Source organism: Marinilactibacillus piezotolerans (assembly GCF_900169305.1).
GTDB classification, from domain to species: Bacteria; Bacillota; Bacilli; order Lactobacillales; family Carnobacteriaceae_A; genus Marinilactibacillus; species Marinilactibacillus piezotolerans_A.
On the sequence record NZ_FWDP01000002.1, the window covers coordinates 202,762 to 225,478 of the forward strand.

Sequence of the window (22,717 nt, forward strand, 5' to 3'; positions counted from 1 at the left end):
AACAAAAGGCAGCCATTCACACGGAACGGCTGTCTTTTATTTTAACTCTGATACTGGTGTATTCAAGCGATCAGCCAGTAACTTATACCACAACTGATATCCGTTCCCATTCGGGTGAACGGCATCTGCTAAGAATTCTGTCAGTTGACTACCATTTTCATCGATATTTTGCGACATTAGAGTATATATATCTATAAACGGCCATTGCTGTTCTCGAACAAATTGAGTGATCTCTTTATTATACTGATGGTAGGTCAATAAACCATTGTCCAGATAGACATCATTATAAATCGTTGGGTTGGCAGTTGTCAGTAAGACAAGGGTCTGAGGAAGCTGCTTTTGAAACCGATCCATGATATCAGACAGTTCTTGTTTTGTCTGCTCTAAATCGTTTTGCGGATAACGGTTATTATTGATCAAGCTCATTTCAAAAATCACAATATCCGGATGCAGGCCAATGGTTTCACCGACCTTGCCGTTTACCAGCAGATCCGTAGTACTGTATCCGTTAAATCCCTGGTTCCATACTGTCGCTTTGATCCCTTCCAAGGTATTCAACTGCTGTTCCAGCCTTTTCCCCCATACAGGCTGTGCAGCTGTAGCACCTTTCCCTCTCGTTACACTGCTGCCCAGCACGGCGATATCCACAACGCCATCTCTTTTAGTCACAAATTTTGCGCGATTCAAAATGGTTTCAGATCCATCAGCGTATTGATTCATGTACGTCTGAGTCAGTTCTTGAGAAGTTGCTTTGAACTGTTTATTGATCAGCCAATATGAACTGATGACAATCAGCATGGCACAAAGACATACAAACAACAGATTTCGTCTGGAAACTACTGGTCTATCCATTTCACCGATCTCCTCCCCTTTCTTACAATGGTAATGATTCTTATGTACAAACGGTTTAAACAGTCTTATTTTATCGAAGAATCCACTTGAAGTCTCGCATATTTTTAATTTAGACGATTGTTTTTATTTTATTGTAAAAATTTGTGCACATTTAACCTATTCTATATAAAAAGCCATTTCCAAAGGCACACAACTCGCTGGTTGAATGACTTGAAAATGGCTAATCTATTCTTTTGAAAAGTTCCTTATTTCTTTGCGGCTTCCAAGAAAAACTCGTAGCGGTCGCCAACATATTGAGATCTTACATATTCAAACGGTGTGTCATCTTGGCTATAGCTGACTTGACGCAGCCTTAATACAGAAGATCCTCGTTTGATGCCCAGCATTTCAGCGATTGATTCTGATGCCCAAGTAGCCGAGATGGTCTGTTCAGCTCTTTCGACACGCATGCCTTTTTCTACTTCAAGTGTTTTGAATAAATGTTGCGTAATCTGTTCTTTACTGAGATCATGTACATATTTATAAGGAATCGTCGCCACTTCATAACAGATTGGGATACCATCTGCTGAACGGATCCGCTCCATGATCAGAACTTCTTCATTGTGTTCAATCTGCAGTTTCTCCGCTTCACTGATACTGGCCGGTTTAGTATGAAAAGCCACTAGCTTGCTGGCCGGTACTTTGCCTTGTCGCTCAACTGTTTCTGTAAAGCTGGGGACTCCGCTCATTTTTTCTCGAACTTTTTCCAGCGCTACGAAGGTTCCGGATCCTCTGCGTCGTTCAAGAAGTCCTTCATCTACTAGTGTATTCACTGCTTGTCTAGCCGTCATACGACTGACGTCGAACTGCAGCGCCAAGTCTCGTTCAGAAGGCACTTTTTCTCCTTCTTTCCATTCTCCTGTGTTGATCCATTCTCTCATTTGATTATGCATTTGAATATATACTGGCATTTTTTTAGGCATGCAAATCTTCCTTTCTAACTTCACACCTTGCAGGATCAGAATAGTCTGTTTTCGCTACTCACTTTCTGCGATCTGGTGCGTTAGAATACTTTACAGTTTACTTGCAGCTGCCTTATCTACAATAATAGTCACATCGTCATGTGTTTGCAGGATACTGGCCGGTACTTCCTCAGTGATTGGACCGTTGATCATTTTACTGATGGCTTCTGCTTTCTGTTCACCATACGCCATCAAAATGATTTTTTTCGCTGAAACAATTGATTTGATGCCCATTGAAAAAGCGTATTTGGGAACATCTTCTTCTGTTTCGAAGTAACGCTTGTTCGCTTCAATCGTTGCATCTGTCAATTTTTCCATATGCGTTTCTTGAAGAAACGGTGTGCCCGGTTCATTGAATCCGATATGTGCGTTCGTTCCAATCCCTAAGATCTGCAAGTCGATCGGGTATTCTTCTATTACTCTATTGTACCTTTTTATTTCTTCTTCTTCATCCCCTAATCCATTTGGAATAAAAGTTTTTTTGAAAGGTTTATATTGAAATAGATGCTCATACATAAAAGTATGATAACTTTGCGGATGATCTTCTGGGAGCCCGACATATTCATCTAAATTGATTGAAATTAAATGAGAGTAATCCGTTTCACTATTTTTCATTTCATTATAAAGTGGCACGGGTGAACTGCCAGTCGCTAAACCAAGCACTTGTGCGCCGTTTTGAACGGCTTCCTCTACTAGTTCGAATGCTTTTCTTCCGCCTTCTTCTTTGTCATCAACGATGATTACATTTAAATCATGCTTTTCTTGCAATTGTTTATCTGACATCATGCATTTCTCCTCTTGTTATTGTCTTTTGAAGAGACAAGTCACTATCTAAAACCAATAGATCAGCGTCTTTTCCTGCTGACAACATCCCTTTATTTACAAGTCCAAACTCTTTTGCTTGGTTGTATGAACTCATTTTGACAGCTTCTTCAATCGAACAGCCTGTAAACTGAATAATATTTTTAAATGCATCAATAAATGTCAATACACTTCCTGCGAGCGTACCATCTTCCAGTCTCGCTTGCTTGTTTTTAACATAAACTTTCTGTCCGCCTAATTCGCTTTCACCTTCCGGAGCACCTTTTGCACGCATAGAATCCGTAATCAGTTCAATTCCATCTGCCCCTTTAGCTTTGTAAGCCAGTTTGACCATTTCGGGAACAATGTGCAGTCCATCCACAATCATTTCCACTGTGACACTGTCTTCCAAAAGCCCATATCCGCTGACACCGATTTCTCTATGATGCAGTCCTTTTTGTCCGTTGAACAGATGAGTAATATGAGTTGCTTTCGAGTCTTTCAGTTCGGCATACGTCGCTCCTGAATGGCCTGCCGATAAAATGATCTCATTTTCCTGACAGTAAGCTTCAAACTCTGTAACATCTCCTGTTTCCGGTGCATAGGTGACTAATCTGATGCGGCCGCCGCTCAAGTCGTTCCATCTGCTGATTTTTTCAGCATCCGCTACAACGATATACTGTTCCGGCTGAGCTCCCTTATGCGCTTTAGAAATAAAAGGACCTTCAATGTGAATTCCTTGAATCATCGGATTCATCTCCGCTACCTGTTTGATCGTCTTCATGGCTTGTTCGATCTGTTCATCTGACTGAGTCATCGTAGTAGGAAAATAACTTGTTACACCCTCTGACAGCATTTTTTCAGTCATCTCATTGATTTCTTCAGACGTACCATCCATATTATCAATGCCGTATCCTCCGTGACTGTGCACATCAATAAATCCGGGAATGACTTTTTTTCCTTTCATATCCAGAACAGTTTCTTCACTTTCCGGTTCAAATGCTTCCATACTCCCTACACTGACAATGGTGTCATTAAACCGTATAAACCCTTTTTCTATAACGCTTTCGCCGGTATAGATCTCTGCATTCGTGAGTACTGTGACCATGTTAATTCCTCCTTATCAACTCTTCATTCACATTGTAATTGGTATATACCAAAAAGTCAATCTTTATCTATTCACCAAAAAAAGAGCCGAGACAGGATTGTCTCAGCTCGATTAACTTCTTTTGTCTTACTTCCAGAAATCATCAAAAACGGTAATGGGGAGATGGCGTTTGTGCTGCGTTTTCAAGTACCAGCTTTCAATCGTTTTTGCTGCCTGTTCTGATACTTCTTGTCCAGTCAGGTAACGATCGATTTCTTCATAAGTTACTCCAAGAGCATCTTCATCAGAGCGGCCCGGACGGTCACTTTCCAAATCTGCAGTCGGTACTTTTTCATAGAACTTAGCGGGAGCACCAAGTTCTTTTAACAACGCTTTTCCCTGACCTTTATTTAAACGGAACAACGGGTTCAAATCAGTACCGCCGTCGCCGTATTTAGTAAAGAACCCAGTCACACTTTCTGCAGAATGATCTGTTCCTAAAACTGCTCCGCTGTGATGTGCTGCAACGGCATACTGTACTACCATACGCTCGCGTGCTTTGATATTCCCTTTATTGAAATCAGTGACTTCTACTCCGCCTGCTTTTAGTGACGCTTCATTTGCATCTACCGTCGGCTTGATATCTACTCTAACTACTTTATCCGGCTTCATCCAGTCTATCGCCGCCATGGCTTCTTCTTCGTCAGCTTGTTCGCCGTAAGGAAGACGCATTGCTATAAAAGCGTAGTTCTCATCTCCGGTTTCTTCGCGGAGTTCTTCCATTGCAAGTTGTGCAAGTCTTCCCAGCAATGAAGAATCCTGGCCTCCTGAGATACCTAAAACCAGCGTTTTAAGAAACTCATGCTTTTTCAAATAGTCTTTCATTAAGTCGACACTTTTTCTAATTTCTTCTTTTGGATCGATTTCGGGCTGCACAGCCATTTCTTTTATAATCTGATTTTTTAATTCTGACATTTTTCTGTCATCCCCCATTAAAAGTTTTCTCATTATTATAAAACTAGTTTAACACAGATTTTTGACTTCTTTTAAAACAAAGATTCGGACTCTTTATTTGGAATTTTTTTAAATAAATTTATGGTCTCTACTTTTGCATCATACAGTTTCTGAGACAAATCTACTGGATAAGGTTCTGGATTTAACAAACGTTTATGTTCTTCCCACTGTTCAGATAAGCTCTCTTTCGCGTACATACGAATTTCTTCCAGCTTCGGCAATTTATAGACTCTCTTGCCTTCTACAAAAATCTCTTGCAGCAGCGGACGGGCTTTGTAATCTGTTAGTGTTTTGTTGATATAGGTATATTGCGGATGAAACATGAACAGTTCTTCTTGTTCATTCGGCGTTTCATCGATTAGAGTAATATAGTCTCCTTCAGGCTTCTTGTCATTATGTGAGCGAATGCGCCAGACTTGTTTTTTTCCTGGTGTAGAAATTTTAGCAGCATTCCCTGTTAATTTAAGGGTATGATGCATATTGCCGTCATTTCCTTCTACTGAAACAATTTTATAAACAGCACCTAATGCCGGCTGGTCATATGCTGTAATCATCTTCGTCCCAACACCCCAAACATCTATCTTAGCACCCTGCATTTTCAAATTTTGAATAGTTTCTGCATCAAGGTCATTAGAAACGAAAATCTTCGCTTCTTTATATCCAGCTTCATCTAATTGCTGACGAACCCGTTTAGACAAATAAGACAAGTCTCCAGAATCCAATCGAACGCCTAAGAAATTGATTTTATCACCCATTTCTTTTGCGACTTTGATCGCATTTGGAACGCCCGATTCTAGAGTGTTAAAGGTATCTACTAAAAAGACACAGTTTTTATGGGTCTCAGCATATGCCTTAAAAGCCTGATATTCATCGCGATAAGCTTGGACTAACGCATGAGCATGTGTTCCTGAGGCTGGAATCCCAAAGATTTTAGCTGCTCTAGTGTTACTGGTGGAATCTACTCCGGCAATATAAGTTGCACGCGCTCCCCAGATCGCTGCATCCATTTCCTGTGCTCGGCGAGCTCCGAACTCCAAGACTGGGTCTTCTCCAGCAGCACTTTTGATTTGAGCTGCTTTCGTTGCCACGAGTGTTTGAAAGTTCACAATATTCAATAAAGCTGTCTCAATCAATTGACAATCCACGATAGATCCTTCTACTTGGATCAAAGGCTCGTTTGCGAAAGCAACTTCCCCTTCTTTAAAAGAGCGCAAGCTTCCCTTGAATTTCCAATTTTTCAAAAATGCCAAAAACTCTTCCGGATAGCCTTCAACCTCTCTAAGGTACTGGATATCTGACTCTGTAAAATGAAGATTCTCAATATAGCGGACGATTCTTTCTAATCCGGCGAAAATTGTATAGCCCATCCCAAAAGGGTTGCTTCTGTAATAGACTTCAAATACTGCTTTCTTATGATGATTGTCTTTCTTCCAGTGCGTTAAAATCATATTGATTTCGTACAAGTCTGTATGCAGCGCTACACTGTCATCAGCATACGTTCGGTTCATAATGTTATCCTCCTACTTGGTCCTTGCATCCTGATAGCTAGTATAGCACATCTGTACAAAGACAGCCCATTCAGCAGAACCCTGCTTTTTCTGAGCGGTTTCTATCGTTTATTCACTTACTTTTCGATAAACCTCTACTGTTTCATTTCCTTGTTTTTCAATCGTAAATTGACGACTCCATGCATAAAATGACTTACCGACTGCTTCGAGACGTCCAGTCTTCCATTCATGATGAGCTTGCTCGATTGCTTTCTTCAAAGCAGTACTATTTCCTTTTGGAACCAGCCATCCATACTGTTCAGATGGAATCATATCTTTCACGTCCCCAACTTCAGATGCAATGACCGGCAGCCGTTTTTCTCCCGCCTCTAAAGCGACTAAAGGGAAACTTTCACTTAAGGATGGCAAGATCATGACGTCTGCCTTAGAAAACTGTCGACTGACTTCTTCTGAATCGATCCAGCCTAAAAAAAGAACCTTTTCAGTTAAGCCGCTGCGGTTCACTAGTGCTTTCAACTCAACTTCTTCTTCGCCTGAACCACAGATCGTTAACATCCAATCTGAAAAATCCAGTTGCCGCAGTGCTTCAATCAGGTAACGGTGTCCTTTGACCTTTTCCAGTCTTCCAACTGTAAGCATCCTAAAAATGGATGTATCTTTTGCTGCCGGTTTCCAGTCTTCGCTGAAAGCTCGACCATTGTGCACTACTGAGACTTGACTGGCCGAAACATTGTTTTGCATAAGGATTGATTTGATTTCTTTAGATACAGCAATTAAATGATCCGGTTTTTTTAGTGTCCTCAGGTTAATCTGTTCAAAGAGCTTGCCTTTTATACCGCGATGCTCGAAGTCTAGCGTTGGATCACTGTGTACAGTCATAATCCATTTCGCAGCAATCAGTCTGTGAAGCAGCGAGACAAATAGATTGGCCCTCGGTCCATGCGTATGCACGACTGTATAACCGTTTCTTTGAATCAATTGCCTTAATTTTTTCAGAACACGTATGTCATATCTAGATTGTTGAGATAAAATATAGACAGTTATTCCGCTTTTTCGAGCCATATCTGCAACAGGGCCTTCTTCAAAAACCAGCAGCTCCATATCGATTGTATCCATCCCACGAAAAAGCGACTGAATATGGAATAGTCCTCCTCCGAACTCGTTTCCTGCATTGACATGTAAAATTTTCATTTTTTCTGCTCTTTTCGTTTCTGCTGATTAACTTTTTTCATGAATGCCGGCAGAGCCAGCATCCGCTGATAACGAGACGGCTGCTTCATTAAGCGGTACAACCATTCAATGTGCAGTTTCTGAACCAGTTTCGGTGCACGTTTGGCTTTGCCGGACAGCACATCAAAACTTCCGCCTACTCCAACAGCTATGCCGTAATCCGCAGACTTCAAGTATTGATAAATCCATTTTTCCTGCCTTGGAAAACCAAAAGCAACTAAAATCAAGTCTGGTTTCGAAGCCTTCACTTGTTCAATCATTTTTGGATCCGAGTGGTCGAAGTATCCATGGTGATATCCGGCAAGGATCATGTCCGGCCATCTTTTTTTTGCATTCTGTACCGCTTGTTCAATAACCTCTTCTTGCGCTCCGATGAAAAAGACTCGTTTTCTGTGAGTGTTAGATAAATCCAGCAGCCCCAGCATCAAGTCAAATCCTGGCACGCGTTCTCTAATAGGCATATTCAACTTCTTTGCAGCTCTAACGATTCCGATGCCATCTGGCGCTATGTAATCTGCTTTCAGCAATAAGTCGAAATAAGCTGGATCTTCTTTAGCATACATAACGATTTCCGGATTAGCAGTGACTAAGAATGTCTTCTGCTGTTTTTCCATTCTAATGAGCAGCCGGGTCAGAAATTCAATTTGAGTTAAATTATCAAAAGGAATGCCTAATATCGAGACCTTCTTTTCGTCCATTCCATTCATCCGTTCCGTAGTTTCTATTGCTATTATTGTAATACAATTTTGGCTTAGCGTACAGTCATCATTTAGTGAAACTTTTATACTTGAGCTGATTTGTGTAAGCCTGTTATTACCATTCTTAGACTATCTCTATATGTCCTTTACTGAGATAAACAAAAAGAGCGAAAAAAGGCTGTTCAGACCTCCTTTCGCTTTTGCATAAAACCACGTCATCAACATTTATTGTTACTTACACAATAATTTCTTGTATCTCACTACCGGTTCTGTTTTTCAAGTTAACTTTAGAGGCTTCAATTTTCAAGACAAGAATATTAGGATCATCTTTACTGGAGTAATGTTTGTCCATATACTTATTCCAAGCTTTATCGATAATCTCCTGATCAGTGCTTGTAGAAACGGTTCCTTCAATCTCTACATAATCTTTGTCAAACATACCTTCTTCATGTCCTAATAGGACAAAAACATGTGGATTATTTTGAATATCTTCAACTTTTTCAGTTCTTTTATCTGTTATGGTATACAGGTTAAACCCTTCACTGTAAAAAGACATGTACCGTGCAACCGGTTTATTATCTGCGATTGTTGCCAGCACACCTACATCTTTTTTGTCCATGATCTTAAGTGCTCTCTCTTTGACCTCTTCCATTTTCCCATCTCCTTTTATTCAATTGATTATCTTAACTATGACAGAGATCCGCCCAGCATTCAAAGAATCTGCTTTCAAAACAGAAACCAAAAAAAGAAGCAGCTGACAGCTGCTTCCTTTCTTATCTTTACCATATTAAGATTCTACTTGGTTTTTCCCGTTCGTTTTAACTTTATACAGCATGCGATCTGCCCGATTGAATAACTGACTGACCGTTTCTTTTAGCATATACTGAGCAATGCCGGCACTGCTGGTTACTTCTGCAGGCTCACTGTAATCAGCAGAAGCCAATTTCTGTCTGATTCGTTCAGCGGTTTGATGCGCACTGTCTTTTGTTGTATTCGGCATAACAATCATGAATTTTCCACCTTCAAAGTTTCCGGCAAGATCTTCAGGCTTAATGGTGTCTTCAATGATCTGACTAGCCTTCTTGATAATTTCATCACCGAATAGCGGACCAAATAAAGAGTTCTGGTGACTTAAGTTGTCGATATCTAGTAAAAGGATCGATAAGGTTTTATCAGCACCTACTTGTGCCTCATTTACAAGTTTTCCTAACTCAAACAAGATATTCGCACGATTATATAATCCTGTTAAAGAATCTTTTCTGGATTGGATCGCCCACTCTTTATTTTCTTCCAGCAAGCGGCGTCTTTCATCCTCGTAATCCGTAATATCAAATACAATACCAGATAAAAATAAAGGTGCCCCTTCATCTGATCGCTTAGTTACTTTCCCACGATCATAATAAGTGCGGTACTGACCGTCTTTTGTTTTGATTCGATATCTAACTTCCCATACTGGAGTTTTATTGGAAAGATGATCTCGCATTGCATCCATTACTCGTTCGTAGTCATCTGGATGCAATCTATCTGTAAAGAACTGAAAATCTACATATTCCGGTAATTCTTCTTTTGTAAATCCGAGCGCCATTGCTTTCATAGGATTGAAAGTCACTCTATTTACTGTGAAATCCCAGTACCAGTGTCCAAGGTTTCCTGACCAGGCGAAATCAAGTGAATCTTGTTCCTCCTGCAGTTTTAATAACTCTTTGTTTAACCGTTTAACTGATTCAAGTTCTTTCTTCAGATCTTCAACTTCTTGCTGAAGGATATTTTCGGTCATGTGCTCACACCTTTCACTTACTAATTATAGGCTAAACTATTTTTTATTCATATAAATATGAGAAAGACAGTGTTATTAAATAGAATGTGTGTTCACATTTCAGACATAAAGCAAAAACCTTTTTAATGGTCGGAGAATCTTAACCTTCATTGAGAAAAACCTCTGAATGTATTACTATTTTTACGAATAAATTCCAGCTATATCCCATTCTTTAAATTAGAGAACTCTAACCTATTTTAATCTTTTCCTTATACCGGCTTACTTGAGATGGCTTTCTGAGTATGTCTAGGTACTTATCAGGATATTTATGTAAAATCTGTTGAATAATCGGTCGATTATTGGAATTAAACTTCCAAATAAACGTTAAAAATCCCTTCTCGATTGTATTAGGATTACCGTATTTATGTGTGTTTGTTAATTTTCCTGATACGGCTCTTTTAAGTACTCGGTACAAGCAAATCCATCTGGGGAAATCCAACCAGATCACTGTATCAGCGTATTGAATCCTTTTTTCCAGTGTTCTGTTGTAATTTCCATCAATAATCCAAAACGATTCCTTCAGCACTTTATCTAATACAATATCAAATTCATTTTTTGATATTGTTGCATGGTCATCAACCCAGTTTATTTGATCTAAATGAATAAGCGGCAGTTGCAGTTCATCAGCCAGATTCTTAGACAACGTTGATTTCCCTGCACCTGGACAACCAATAACTAGCACTCGCTCCATCACACTCTCTCCTATCTAATGATTCAACTGTTCACTGCGACCTTACAATTCTGTTTCTTTAATAACTAAAACGACTTTGTAAGTAGCGTGCTGATCAATTTTAGTCAAAAAATCATCTAGTTCTTCAATGTTCGTGAAGCGGGCTTGCAGCATATAGCATCCATCGCCGCTGATTTTGTAATACTTTTCTACTGTTTCTTCTTCATCCTCTAATAAAGTGAAGAAGGTACGGTGATCCTTATTTCTCATCGTAATCGTTATAAAAGCAAAAACTGATTTATTCAACTTGTTCTGGTCAATTTCTACCGTATACCCTTTAATAATTCCTTTTTGTTCCAATCTGGCCACTCGATCTGAAGCAGCTTGTCCGGTCAGATGAACTTTTTCTCCTAGTTCTTTCATTCTGATGCGTCCGTTTTTTTTGAGTTCTTTCAGTATGAGCCTGTCGGTTTCATCTATCATTTTTTTATTCCTTTCATTAATCTAGTAAGAGTTTTTATATGATTGAGTCTCTCATTATTAAATAGCGTCTAGACTATTATAGAATAGAATCATAATAAAACAAAACGAGGCGTTGTCATAAAGAAAGTGGAACTCAGATGAACGCTGCACGACTTATGAATATTACAAAAAATCCATTTACATTCTAACAAAAGCCAAAAAAGCTCGGCACAAACCTTCTTTCTAGTAGATTTGTTCCGAACTTAATTAATCAGTTCAAGGCAGCGAGCTGCTTTTTATTTAATTTTATTTATATCACACTTTTGACTTTCCAGTTAACCTCTTTGGAGTTTCTGAACTGGATCTTTATAAAGAGATACCAAAGCAAGTAAATCAATAATCCAGATATTAAAGTGACTATAATAGTCGACCAGTACCCTTGCACTGCGTTCTCCGTCACTGATGATGCCAGCGGTGCAAACAGAAATGTGGAGAATATGTATAGTCCCATAAGAACGAGACTGTCCGCTAATAATTGCGGGACTCCATAGTCTTTACGATGATTCTTCTGTCCAAAAAAGAATAAAAAAAGCCAAATCCCTGCAACCACTGCTATATTTACGAGCTGGTACGGAACCTGCATCGTTGCCATCAGAAAAAAGACGCCTCCCATTGGCCATTGTACACGCGTTCTGAAAACTTTATGCTTGTCTTCTTCTATTAATTCCCCAAACTTCATTAAATCTCCCCCTTATAGAAACATTTTAACCATACACTATTTTATTTGCAATGGTTCAATACCTGCTTCTAATACTTATATCTTTAGGAAGTTGAATAAATAAGGTATGAAATGAGAGGGCAATGTTCATAGCACAACTTCCTTAACCGTATTCATTTTTTTCCAGTTGATTTGCTTTCTGTTCTTTTAAAAATATATTCAATATCGTATTCAGGAAAAAAGGTACATTTTATTTTTACTGCTTCTCCAAATTTAAAATCTGATTCTCCGTTGATTTTCTCTCTAACCGTCTGGTACCGAATATGTAGTAAATCCGCTATATCGACCAAAGAAACACCTTTTTCTTTTCGGATCCTTTCAAAATTATGAAGCATATTTACACCACCTTATACGAATTTTCGTACTACAAGACCACTGCATATAACATATTTAGCAATTAAGTTCATATTAGTACGAATTTTCGCACTTGTCAACTCTTATTCGTTACTCTTCTCACAAGCTTCATATTGATATACGATTTTTCGTATGTTACTGTAATACTACCTAATTAAACGGAGCGAAGAGAATGAAAAGAGAAGATCATTTAAAGAGTATAATCTTACAAAGATTTGGTACGATCAAAGAATTTTCACGAGCAATCGACTTGCCTTATACGACGATTCGTTCCATTTTGGAACGTGGGATCTCAAATGCCAAGCTGGGAAATGTCATTACGATCTGCAACGGACTCGGCATTTCTACAGAAAGTCTGATTACTCAAGAAGATTTCGTTATGGAGTCGAGTACGGTAGCCTATTCTTCCTATCTGCATACTCAAATTCAGAATCCATCATCAACTGAAAAAGTAGAATTACCTGATATCGTTATGGGTAAATACGCTGGAGATAAAGATGTTTTATTTACAAAAATGGTTGAAGAAACGGTTAATAAAATCATTCCCAGCGGCTCCTATATTGGAATCAAGGAAGAACCGCTAATGAAGTTAACGGATGGAGATATTGTGATTTATACTTATCAGGAAAAGCAAAGTGTCAAAAAGCTTTATAAAATTGGCAATTCTTTAGTATTCAAACCCGTCTCTCATGATCCGAAATTTATTGATTCTGTATACGAGGCAACAGATCAAAGTCTGCAAATCCTTGGAAAAATCGTCGTTTACATCGTTGTAAATGACTAATTCTTATTACTACTTATGAACAAAAAAGAAGCTGCCGCTTGTCATTTTCATCCAAGCGACAGCTTCTTTTTTATACTTTCCGTTTTAGTAAGGTAGTTGTTAATCGCTTGATTTCTTCTTTTTCTTTTCCATTCGGCAGTTCTTCGATCAGTGCCAGTGCTTTTTGTGTATAGCGCTCTGCCAGTTTCTCGGCTTTTTCAATGCCTTTTGCATCATGTAAGGCTGTTCTGATTGCTTGCACATCTTTGTCTGTGTAGGTTTCTTTTTCAAGCAGATTTTTGAAAAATTCTGGAGACTGTTCCATGGTATAAATTACCGGTGCAGTGTAGATTCCATTTTTGATGTCTTGAAATGTCGTCTTTCCCCAATCCGCTTCTTCCTGGGTATACTCCAGCAAGTCATCCATCAGTTGAAACGCCATACCGATCTTCAGGCCGATTCTGTAGCTCAGCCATTGCGCTTTCACAGATAGGCCGCTTTCCATAGCTCCAGCATAGCAAGACAAGGCAAAGAGTTCAGCCGTCTTTCCTCTTATCTGTGTAAGGTAGCGTCTAAGCGTCATCTCTCCATTATACGTCTGATCGAGTTGCTGCAGTTCTCCTCTAATCACTCTCTCCATTGCTCTTGTCAGCAGTCCTTGCACATCCATTTCAAGACGATAAGGATGCGTGATTCTAAAGCATACGGATATGAGATAGTCTCCTGCATATACTGCCGACTTCTTTCCATATCTGGCTTGAATAGTTGGTTGCCCTCTTCGTACGATGCCTTCATCAATGATATCGTCGTGCAAAAGTGTAGCATTATGAAAAATCTCCAATGATGCAGCGATCGACTGCGCTCGCTGCTGTTCACTGGCTGGGCCTAATTTAGAGAACAATAAGGCATAAGCAGGCCGCACCATCTTCCCATTATGGATGAAAATGTCTTTAGCCGCTTCATGGACTTGCTGGTTGCGTATAAAAATATTGCTTTCAATCAACTGTTTTGTCTGAATCAGTTCTTCTTTAACTGTTGGATAATCATCCCAAAATAAATGGATAGTCACACTAGCTCCGCCTTATTGTTTAATTTATGTAGAGTAAATAGATTACTTAATATGCATTCAGTAAATACTTCCCAGCTCCTTAAATATTTTATGGATCATTTAGCTAAAAATCTGTTCTTATAGTGAAAGTCATCTAATCGGTCAATAGACCCGTTTTTTATGCCTTCAGAATAGTTACTAGGTTATTAGTATTTCTCTTATTATACTGTTGTCTAGCAGGGTTGTCTAAGAGATTGACTACATTTCATTTTACTCGTTATTTAATAAGTCTATATAAAGTGTCTACCTCATTTTGTCTGGTATACTTAAGAAAAGAAATTTGTTTACCTTTAAAGGAGTCAGAAATGTCTATAGCTCAATTTCTGCGGTTCGTAGATATCCGCACTAAGTTTACCAGCATGCTTCCGGTTTTATTAGGCGTGCTCTGGTCACTTTATTATTTTCAGTCTTTCAATTTACTGAATACGGTTGTTTTTTTCATCGCCTCTATTCTGCTTGATTTTACAACTACATCGATCAATGTGATTGTCGATTACCAGACAGCTTCTTCAGAAGCCTTTAAACGGGAACATAATATCATCGGCAGAGAAAACATCTCAGAAAAACTAGTTGTCCAATATATATTCGCCATGCTCGGTCTGTATTTTTTATTAGGTGCATTCCTCGTCATTCGTACAGACCTTGCTTTACTTCCGCTGGGTATTCTGTCTGCTGTTATTGCTGTCACTTATACGTATGGACCGATCCCGATTTCCAGAATGCCGTTGGGAGAGTTGTTTTCCGGTCCTCCACTGGGTTTCGGGATCATATTTATCGCTATTTATGTAAATAACCCAGAATCCCTGCTGCTTTCACTGAGGTTTCAAGAAACAGCCTTTGTTCTCCAGGGGAATTGGGAAGCTATTTTAGCCATCTTTTTCTTTTCGCTTCCGCAGATTCTGCTGATTTCAAATATAGTTTTAGCAAACAATATCTGCGATCTAAAGCAAGATATCGAAAATCATCGGTTCACGCTCGTTTACCATATTGGAAAAGAAAAAAGCATTCAGTTGTATAACTGGCTCACTTATGGCAGCTATGCTGTGCTGGCTATACCGATACTTTTTGGCTGGCTGCCATGGATAATGGTTATGATTTATCCCACTCTGATTTATGTTCATCAGCAAGTCATATTATTTAATCAGAGACAGGAAAAATCGGAAACCTTTGTCACTTCTGTTAAATCATTTTTAATCTTTACAGTTGTTGAATTGATCTTATTTATGTTCGCTGTACTTTGGAGGATGATTTAAACATAAAAAAAGGAGTGAATTCACATGACCAGAAAAGTTGTCTTGTTTATTGCTATGAGTCTGGATGGGTATATTGCGAGGAAAAACGGCTCAATCGATTGGCTTGAGCTGAATGTCATGAACAAACAAGAAGATTCTACCTACGATGAATTCTACAAATCAGTTGATACTGTCATTATGGGAAGAACAACTTATGATCAAGTTGTCAGCGAACTGTCTCCAGATGTTTATCCTTATGCTGACGCTGAGTCTTATGTGTTAACCTCAAGACCAGGTGATTCTAGTGAGAAGATTCACTTTACAGATGAAGACGTTACTGATCTAGTCAGCAAGCTAAAACAGTCCCCGGGCGATGACATTTGGATCGTAGGCGGTCAATCTGTGATCACACCGCTTATCCAAAATAATCTGATCGACGAGTATCAAATTACCATTGTACCGATGCTGCTGGGAGAGGGCATTCCCCTATTCAAACCCATTGAAAATGAGATTGAACTGCGGCAAGTAGGCTGTTACGTACTCAATCAACTCACTTATTTAACCTTTATTCGTGTCTGAAGCTTTCAAAAAGACGATGAAATTCTCCGTTAGCAATACTGGAGAATTTCATCGTCTTTTATCTATCCCATTCATTCGAACATTTGACAAAATATTCAACTGTAAAAAACAAAGACTACCACCGATATTGTTATCATAGCAGCAAGCGGAACGGAAAACTTAAACAAGGGCTTCTGTGTTTTATGTCGAAAAACCTGCATACTGACCCAAGACCCAACCCCTCCTAATAAATAAGACGCCACCAGAAGGTGTTTTTCAGAAATTCTGTACTGTCGTCTTACTGCACGCCTTTTATCTATATAGAAGAGACAGAACGTATACCCATTCATCATTGTTATAAAAGCTAAAGTGATTAACTGTAAAATGGTTAGAGTAAATTCCATTTTTACCTCCTTAAGTTAAAACATTCTGGTTATTATACCATATTAAGAAATGCGTCGAATGATTATCGATCGTCATTTGTTCGCACGCTGAAACCTCTGTATACTATGCTTATCTAGTATGGAGAGGACGTTAATATTGAGTCACAAAGAAGTTACAACGAGATTTGCCGTTAGAGAAGATATACCGTTGATTATGAAGTTCATCAATGAATTGGCAGTATATGAAAAAATGTCCGATCAAGTCATCGCAACTGAGCAGCTGCTTGAAGAACAGCTCTTTGACAAAGGAAATGCAGAAGTGCTGTTTGCAGTAGTTGATCAGCAGGAAGTTGGCTTTGCCCTCTTCTTCCAGAACTTTTCAACCTTTTTAGGTCGTTCAGGAATTTATCTGGAAGATCTGTATGTAGACCCGATTTATCGAGGAAACGGGTACGGCAAACACCTTTTGAAACAATTAGCCAGCATCGCTGTCGAAAGAGGCTGCGGCCGTTTAGAGTGGGTCTGTCTGGACTGGAATAAACCAAGTATCGACTTTTACTTATCATTAGGTGCTCAGCCAATGAAAGACTGGACCATCTACCGTGTTGCCGGCGAAACACTGCATCACCTGGCAGAATAGCAGAAGAATCGATCAAGACAGCTGGAGGTACTCGGTCAGCTGTCTTTTATTTTTTTGTGTTCCACTATTTGTTTTAGTACAATATTAATATAAAGCATACTGAACTGGAAGGAGCCGTTCCCATGAAAGCTTTCTTAAACTATCTGTTAGGATTCAAAGTAGTGGTTTGTTTTGTTATCCTCATATTGCCTTTTGCACTCAGCTTTTTCATCAGTGACCCATTCATCTAACAACTGAATGGGTCGGTTATGAGCTGTTTACTATTTTATTAGAGGATAAAACGATGCATTCAAGCATTGGCGGCTTGGCTATCATCGTCGTCTCCATCTTTTCCTTGTTCAGCTATCTGATTATCGAACTTCCAAAATCTCTTACAACGAAAGTACAGAAAGGAAATCACTGATGAGTAAACTAGAAGACAAATTAATAGATCGGTTAAAAAAATGGATATTCCCGATCTCTCTTCTCACTTCCATTGCAAACGATTATGCTCAAAAGGGTATCTTAGCAGCAAAACTTACATACACCATCCTTTTATTCTTTCTTTTATGTGTCGGTATCTATGCTTTAGTTAAAACCGTCCAGTTCGGTTACACGAAGCTTTTTCACCGTAATAAAAATTGGCTTATAAAGTAAAAAGTTGTTTGATCTGCTGTTCCACTTCTTGGAATGTACGGCACTCAGCGTCTGGCTGAATGTTTGTATGATTTTTCAATGCATAAGGATTGAACCAGATATTCTTTAACTCTGCATGTATGGCCCCTTGGATATCCGAACGTAAAGAGTCGCCAATCATAAGCGTATTGCTTTTAGTCATCCCACTGTTTCGTTTCAGAATCTGTTCGAAGAATAACCGATTCGGCTTCGCGATACCAATTTCATCAGAAATCACAATATCCTCAAACATTTCCGCAAGACCGGTACCTTTTAACCGATTTCTCTGCGTACTTGATTTCCCATTCGTTCCGGCAATCAGTACAAATCCTTGCTGCTGAAGCCTATCCAGCAGTGCTTTTGCACCTTCCAGTACAAAATAACTTTGATCCAGATAGTTCCGGTAAGTCCGCTCAAGTAAGGTTCCGTCTGCTTCAATACCAAATGCTTGGTAGGTCGTTGAAAATCGCGTATTGAGCAAGTCTTTTGCTGATCCGCCCTCTTCGATCTGCTTCCAAATGCTGCTGTTTACCTTTTTAAATACAGGCAGCCACTGATCAAAAGTCACTTCAGAAACTGGATGCTCGGCAAAAATATTGCTTAACCCTTCCTGTTCTCCCTTTTTGAAATCAAATATTGTATCATCTAAATCGAAAATCAAAAATTTTTTCTCTTTCATTGTTTACCTCCGTAAAATCAAAGTCTGTTTTATTGTAACAAAGTTTGACATTGAAATCTGTGGCGAATTTAAAAATCCATTGATTCTATACTTCTGATCCATGTTATAATAGGCAGCAAAATGCCTTATTCCTCAATCAAAAATCGCTATAAAGGAGAATGAACTATGACAATACCTGTGATCACTTTAATGGATGCTTACATGCTCGAATCCCTTTTATCTAAAGGGGTAAAAAAAGAAGCGCTCGTTCAAGCAATAGAAAACCACTCTCTGGATCAATTCAAGCAGACTGAGCAATCTTACGATTACGCTCAACTCAATGAATCTGTTAAAGGAAAAGAACAAAACTATATTGACGCTGTAAAAGGTCCTTACGCAATCAGCTACTTGACGATCAATGGATTGAAAAATCTGCTGCGAATCAAATACGGTTTCGAGGAAGGAACAGACTTTACACTGTATGAAAAGAAGCTGGAACAGTTGACCGTTACGCAACAGCAGCTAACTGAAATCCAGACTTTAGTCGGCTCAGTCTGGTCTGTCAAAAAAGTCGCTGACCAAGAACAGGGATCCTATACGATTTCCATTCTCCACGCAAGCTTATTACAGTAACTGAAAATCCAAATACAAAAGTTTTAAAATTTATTGTTGACAACCGCCTCCTTCACTTGCTATAGTTATGACCAATAAGAACAGCACAATAAAATGCGTAAAAGATAAGTACTTTTGGAAACTCTTCATAGAGAGCCCTGTCTGGTGAAAAGGGGCAAGAGGGAACAGTCGGAAAATGGTCTTTTAATTGCCGGAAGGCTTTATACTTCCAGCGAACGCGGAACGAATGAGTTCGAGAGAATGAGTTTGTTACGGTCACACCCGTTACAGTGTCGCAGTATTATGCACTTTTTAAAACAAGTGTCGTACTGGCTGAGACAATGAGAAGTGATTCCATTGTAAAACAAGGTGGTAACACGAATTTGACGATTTCGTCCTTGAAGGAGATCTGCATACAGCAGATTTCTTTCAAGGACTTTTTTTATTGACAATTTTATACTGAACACTTAAGAGATGAGTAAATGCCCCTGAAGCAATAACAGAGAGCCTGTAATCGCTGAAAACAGGTTTGCTTAAAGACATTGAATATGGTCTCTTCCCTGCTTCCCTTTTTATATTTTATAAGGTAAGCAAAAAGTGGATTGCCGAGTCTAGTAATAGACCAGGCAATTCCGGGTGCGCCCGTTAACGTGCTTAAGTATAGTTTTTTTCCACTATACTTAATGAGGTAAGATTCGTGAGAGTCTTATAAATAAAGGTGGTTACACGACAACATCGTTCGTCCTTTGACTAAACAGCATCCAGCTATTCCGTTAGCACTTTGCTGTTTGGTCGAAGGGCTTTTTTTATTTTCAATCAATTAACTGTATAGATTATAAGCATTATGGTGTTAAGTCAAGAGAATAGATTAAAATGACAACCTATTTTCATAAAAAAGGGTACACTGAACTAAACCGCCACGTATTCGAAAATACGTTCGGTTTATATCTTCGGATAGTCGTCCTTAAGAAATAGTTTCTCTTAAGACTCCATCGCCTCCGATCTTGCGATATAGAGTTGGTGATCGCTTAGGAGTGCAAACACCAGACGCACTAATTTTCGTGCAGTTAAGACGAGGGCTCGTTTGTGTTGTGTTTTCGGTACTTCTTTATATTTTTTCTGGTAATAGGCTTCATACTCAGGAATATATCGTCTTACAGAGTTGGCAGCTTGAACTAAGTAATAACGTAAATAACGGTTTCCTGACTTAGACATCGGTGTCTTTTCTTTTTGATAGTTACCAGATTGATGTTTTGGCCAATAAAGACCAGCGTATTTTGCCAGTTGAGCTTCATGGTTAAATCGGTCAATTTGACCAACTTCAGCGATAATGCCTGCGGCATAAACAGGTCCAATGCCTGGAATGCTTAACAATGTTTTGGCGCTATCGATGGTTTCCATAATATTCTCAATGGCTTTATCAATGATTTTTATTTCTTGTTCAAATCCACGTATAACACGCATTTGAACACCTAGATTGATATCAATACTGTCTTGTGCTAATTTGCCTAAGCGATAAGAGTCTGAGACAGATTTTCTAATGACTTTAGCTAATTTGACAGGATCTTTAAAGCGTCCTCGTCCAAACTTTTGAAGTAAAGCAGCTAGCTCAACGCTATTCATTGTCCGAATCTCAGCCATTGAAATGTCGCCATTCATTAATTGAATCATCGTTGAACTAAACACAGACGTGCTTATATTTTCAGCTTTTAAGTCACTCGAAAGAGTGTTGCACTTGTAATAAAGATTTTCCACGTAGTGCTGCTGGGCTTCGGTCATCTGTCGAATCAACTGATAGCGTGTACGAGTAAAACGTAGAAGAGCAACGAATTTTTCTTCTCGTGGTTGAGATTTCGTATGCTTTCCAGTTGTCAAAAACTCTGCAATGATTTGGGCGTCTAATTTATCATTCTTTTCTTCTGTCCAGACTTTAGAAAAACGATGAATAACCCGCGGGTTTTCTACAATGGTTTCAACGTTAATCAGTTTCAACTCTGGATCATTTGAGAAGAATAGGGACGGGTGCATACTGTATTGACCCGTCGCTTCCATACCTACAAGTATTTTGTCAAAATCCAACTCCTCGTGAAAGCGAAGGATTTTATCTTTAATCATTGTGGCGCCTGACTCACTATTCGCTACTGTCTCTTGCCAAAGAATCGTATTGGTATCATCTTCACGTAAGAGAAAACAAGCATCAAGCTTCGCTTTACTTACGTCTAAACCGACAAATAATTTCATGGAAGGGTTCCCCCTTTCGTTATAAATTTGGAAGGTAAGCTTGGTCACTCCGGGCTATCCCTGTAACACAATGCGTGCCTTAACCTCGAGCATAAGTATTTAACTCGTTTCTTGTGTAGCTGCCAAGACCGAAGGTTTCCTAAGACCAACGGACACAAGAACCAAGCCATACAGCTTATGAGTAAATAGTCTCAACATTGTGACGGGAAGCATGCTTAATGAGTAGTCGAACTACAAGGAGGGGAAAGCTTCATCCCATTTAGAACCATCTTCCATCTAGTTCTATTTTACACAGAAACAGCACGGAATGACCAAGCGATAACCAAGATATTTAATTATCAAAGAACTAAAGTGAATGGATCATCAAAAGCGACTTTTTGAAATTTTTCTCCCCCATGGGGGAGAAAGCTCCATTCTTTCAAACAGTTAATCCATCAACTAAGTTAAGAACAATTCTTAACTACAAACTTATTATACGAGGAGGATAACACATGATAGAGTTAAAAAATTTAGATGTTCAATTCAAAACAGATCATAAAGAGATTCATGCTGTACGAGATGTAACGATTCAGATCGATAATGGAGATATTTTCGGAATAGTCGGTTACTCAGGTGCCGGAAAAAGTACATTGGTCAGAACGATCAATCTGCTGCAGCGGCCTACAAACGGCAGCGTGCGAGTAGGAGATAAACAATTGCTGGACTTGAATCCGAAAGAACTGCGTCAGGCAAGAAAGAAAATCGGGATGATATTTCAGCATTTCAATCTAATGAATGCCCGGACCGTTTCCGGAAACGTACTTTATGCTTTACGTTCGAGTAAGCTATCCGCCGAAGAGAAACATAAAAAAGTAGCAGAACTTCTGGACCTTGTAGGATTAGCAGATAAACATGACGTCTATCCTTCTCAACTTTCTGGTGGGCAGAAACAACGTGTTGGGATTGCACGATCATTGGCAAACGATCCGGAAGTCTTGCTTTGCGACGAAGCAACGAGCGCTTTAGATCCTAAGACGACTCTATCTATTTTAGAATTGCTGAAGAATTTAAATGAAAAGCTTAATTTGACTATTGTCATTATCACTCATGAAATGGAAGTCATCAAAGAAATCTGCAATAAAGTAGCCGTCATGGAAGACGGTTCAGTTGTTGAGCAAGGTGATGTTGTCTCAATTTTTACAGAGCCTCAGAACGCTTTAACACAGGAATTTATTAATACAGCCACTCACATTGACCAGGCATTGGCAAAACTGGCTAAACATCCAACTTTGCTTAACTTGAATAGAGAGGATACCATTGCTCGTCTGTCATTTGTTGGAGAAAGTACAAATGAACCGCTAATCTCCAGTCTCTATTCTAAGTTTACTGTTTCAACAAATATTCTATACGGAAATATTGAAATTCTGCATGATACACCCATCGGAAATTTGATTGTTGTATTGAGCGGTAATCCAACACAAATCAAACAAGCTACACAATTTTTAGAATCTCAACAGGTTCATGTTCAGGAGTTGGAACATGTTCAAACAAATGAAAAAGCAAAAGTTGTTCCTTTAAATCGTGAGTATGTTGTTTAGGAACAGTTTTATAAGAAAAG

25 protein-coding genes are annotated in these 22,717 nt (G+C 39.1%); 7 read left to right on the forward strand and 18 right to left on the reverse strand.

The features are described from left to right. Window positions 1-36: 36 nt before the first annotated feature. The 14 genes from B6F02_RS00945 to B6F02_RS01010 form a co-directional block, all read right to left on the reverse strand. Window positions 37-852, reverse strand: a complete 816-nt coding sequence (locus tag B6F02_RS00945) for an SGNH/GDSL hydrolase family protein (RefSeq protein WP_080145529.1) — start codon at window positions 850-852, stop codon at window positions 37-39. A 245-nt stretch (window positions 853-1,097) separates the two neighbouring features. Next, window positions 1,098-1,814 (reverse strand): GntR family transcriptional regulator, encoded by a 717-nt coding sequence (locus tag B6F02_RS00950; RefSeq protein WP_080145530.1) that lies wholly within the window; start codon window positions 1,812-1,814, stop codon window positions 1,098-1,100. Window positions 1,815-1,904: 90 nt separating this feature from the next. Beyond that, window positions 1,905-2,636, reverse strand: a complete 732-nt coding sequence (locus B6F02_RS00955) for a glucosamine-6-phosphate deaminase (protein WP_372924823.1) — start codon at window positions 2,634-2,636, stop codon at window positions 1,905-1,907. Further along, on the reverse strand, window positions 2,626-3,762 hold the full coding sequence (gene nagA / locus B6F02_RS00960; RefSeq protein ID WP_080145532.1) for an N-acetylglucosamine-6-phosphate deacetylase: 1,137 nt from the start codon (window positions 3,760-3,762) through the stop codon (window positions 2,626-2,628). The genes B6F02_RS00955 and nagA overlap by 11 nt, the downstream gene beginning before the upstream one ends. A 126-nt stretch (window positions 3,763-3,888) precedes the next feature. Next, window positions 3,889-4,716 (reverse strand): ammonia-dependent NAD(+) synthetase, encoded by an 828-nt coding sequence (gene nadE / locus B6F02_RS00965; RefSeq protein ID WP_080145702.1) that lies wholly within the window; start codon window positions 4,714-4,716, stop codon window positions 3,889-3,891. Between the two features lie 71 nt (window positions 4,717-4,787). Beyond that, on the reverse strand, window positions 4,788-6,263 hold the full coding sequence (locus tag B6F02_RS00970) for a nicotinate phosphoribosyltransferase (RefSeq protein WP_080145533.1): 1,476 nt from the start codon (window positions 6,261-6,263) through the stop codon (window positions 4,788-4,790). 108 nt (window positions 6,264-6,371) lie between these two features. Next, the gene (locus B6F02_RS00975; RefSeq protein ID WP_080145534.1) at window positions 6,372-7,454 is read right to left on the reverse strand and encodes a glycosyltransferase family 4 protein; all 1,083 of its coding nucleotides are present in this window, start codon (window positions 7,452-7,454) and stop codon (window positions 6,372-6,374) included. Further along, on the reverse strand, window positions 7,451-8,191 hold the full coding sequence (locus B6F02_RS00980) for a WecB/TagA/CpsF family glycosyltransferase (protein ID WP_080145535.1): 741 nt from the start codon (window positions 8,189-8,191) through the stop codon (window positions 7,451-7,453). Before B6F02_RS00980 ends, B6F02_RS00975 begins: the two co-directional genes overlap by 4 nt. Window positions 8,192-8,426: 235 nt before the next feature. Continuing rightward, window positions 8,427-8,843: a pyridoxamine 5'-phosphate oxidase family protein gene (locus tag B6F02_RS00985; RefSeq protein WP_080145536.1), complete on the reverse strand. Its 417-nt coding sequence runs from the start codon at window positions 8,841-8,843 to the stop codon at window positions 8,427-8,429. A 135-nt stretch (window positions 8,844-8,978) separates the two neighbouring features. Next, window positions 8,979-9,968: a GGDEF domain-containing protein gene (locus B6F02_RS00990; protein WP_080145537.1), complete on the reverse strand. Its 990-nt coding sequence runs from the start codon at window positions 9,966-9,968 to the stop codon at window positions 8,979-8,981. 226 nt (window positions 9,969-10,194) lie between these two features. Next, complete coding sequence (locus tag B6F02_RS00995; protein ID WP_080145538.1) at window positions 10,195-10,698, reverse strand: AAA family ATPase; 504 nt, start codon at window positions 10,696-10,698, stop codon at window positions 10,195-10,197. A gap of 42 nt (window positions 10,699-10,740) precedes the next feature. Then, a complete protein-coding gene (locus tag B6F02_RS01000; protein ID WP_080145539.1) occupies window positions 10,741-11,160 on the reverse strand; it encodes an Lrp/AsnC family transcriptional regulator in 420 nt (139 codons plus the stop codon). Between the two features lie 289 nt (window positions 11,161-11,449). Then, entirely contained in the window at window positions 11,450-11,878 is a 429-nt protein-coding gene (locus B6F02_RS01005; RefSeq protein WP_080145540.1) for a hypothetical protein, read from the reverse strand. Between the two features lie 152 nt (window positions 11,879-12,030). Next, window positions 12,031-12,252, reverse strand: a complete 222-nt coding sequence (locus B6F02_RS01010; protein ID WP_080145541.1) for a helix-turn-helix domain-containing protein — start codon at window positions 12,250-12,252, stop codon at window positions 12,031-12,033. A gap of 191 nt (window positions 12,253-12,443) precedes the next feature. Here B6F02_RS01010 and B6F02_RS01015 point away from each other — a divergent pair, with 191 nt between their 5' ends. After that, window positions 12,444-13,055 carry a S24 family peptidase gene (locus B6F02_RS01015; protein WP_080145542.1) on the forward strand — a complete coding sequence of 204 codons (612 nt, stop codon included), beginning with the start codon at window positions 12,444-12,446 and terminating at the stop codon, window positions 13,053-13,055. Between the two features lie 70 nt (window positions 13,056-13,125). Here B6F02_RS01015 and B6F02_RS01020 read toward each other — a convergent pair whose 3' ends face one another. Continuing rightward, window positions 13,126-14,103 carry a polyprenyl synthetase family protein gene (locus B6F02_RS01020; protein ID WP_080145543.1) on the reverse strand — a complete coding sequence of 326 codons (978 nt, stop codon included), beginning with the start codon at window positions 14,101-14,103 and terminating at the stop codon, window positions 13,126-13,128. Window positions 14,104-14,447: 344 nt separating this feature from the next. Here B6F02_RS01020 and B6F02_RS01025 point away from each other — a divergent pair, with 344 nt between their 5' ends. Next, entirely contained in the window at window positions 14,448-15,395 is a 948-nt protein-coding gene (locus B6F02_RS01025; RefSeq protein WP_080145544.1) for a UbiA family prenyltransferase, read from the forward strand. Window positions 15,396-15,419: 24 nt separating this feature from the next. After that, the gene (locus B6F02_RS01030) at window positions 15,420-15,953 is read left to right on the forward strand and encodes a dihydrofolate reductase family protein (RefSeq protein WP_080145545.1); all 534 of its coding nucleotides are present in this window, start codon (window positions 15,420-15,422) and stop codon (window positions 15,951-15,953) included. A 95-nt stretch (window positions 15,954-16,048) separates the two neighbouring features. Here B6F02_RS01030 and B6F02_RS01035 read toward each other — a convergent pair whose 3' ends face one another. Then, window positions 16,049-16,336, reverse strand: coding sequence for a DUF1294 domain-containing protein (locus B6F02_RS01035; RefSeq protein WP_306293706.1), 288 nt, complete (start codon window positions 16,334-16,336; stop codon window positions 16,049-16,051). Window positions 16,337-16,472: 136 nt separating this feature from the next. Here B6F02_RS01035 and B6F02_RS01040 point away from each other — a divergent pair, with 136 nt between their 5' ends. Next, the gene (locus B6F02_RS01040; protein ID WP_256864618.1) at window positions 16,473-16,955 is read left to right on the forward strand and encodes a GNAT family N-acetyltransferase; all 483 of its coding nucleotides are present in this window, start codon (window positions 16,473-16,475) and stop codon (window positions 16,953-16,955) included. Between the two features lie 402 nt (window positions 16,956-17,357). Further along, window positions 17,358-17,591 (forward strand): hypothetical protein, encoded by a 234-nt coding sequence (locus B6F02_RS01045; RefSeq protein ID WP_080145547.1) that lies wholly within the window; start codon window positions 17,358-17,360, stop codon window positions 17,589-17,591. On the opposite strand, the gene B6F02_RS01050 is transcribed toward B6F02_RS01045, so the two are convergent. Next, entirely contained in the window at window positions 17,581-18,288 is a 708-nt protein-coding gene (locus tag B6F02_RS01050; RefSeq protein ID WP_080145548.1) for a YjjG family noncanonical pyrimidine nucleotidase, read from the reverse strand. The two genes, B6F02_RS01045 and B6F02_RS01050, sit on opposite strands and share 11 nt — an antisense overlap. Window positions 18,289-18,453: 165 nt before the next feature. Between B6F02_RS01050 and B6F02_RS01055 the strand changes: the two genes are divergently transcribed. After that, window positions 18,454-18,900 carry a hypothetical protein gene (locus B6F02_RS01055; protein ID WP_080145549.1) on the forward strand — a complete coding sequence of 149 codons (447 nt, stop codon included), beginning with the start codon at window positions 18,454-18,456 and terminating at the stop codon, window positions 18,898-18,900. A 960-nt stretch (window positions 18,901-19,860) separates the two neighbouring features. Here B6F02_RS01055 and B6F02_RS01060 read toward each other — a convergent pair. Beyond that, window positions 19,861-21,120: an IS110 family transposase gene (locus B6F02_RS01060; protein WP_080145550.1), complete on the reverse strand. Its 1,260-nt coding sequence runs from the start codon at window positions 21,118-21,120 to the stop codon at window positions 19,861-19,863. A 491-nt stretch (window positions 21,121-21,611) separates the two neighbouring features. Between B6F02_RS01060 and B6F02_RS01065 the strand changes: the two genes are divergently transcribed. Beyond that, the gene (locus B6F02_RS01065) at window positions 21,612-22,697 is read left to right on the forward strand and encodes a methionine ABC transporter ATP-binding protein (protein WP_080145551.1); all 1,086 of its coding nucleotides are present in this window, start codon (window positions 21,612-21,614) and stop codon (window positions 22,695-22,697) included. The last annotated feature ends 20 nt before the right edge of the window (window positions 22,698-22,717 follow it).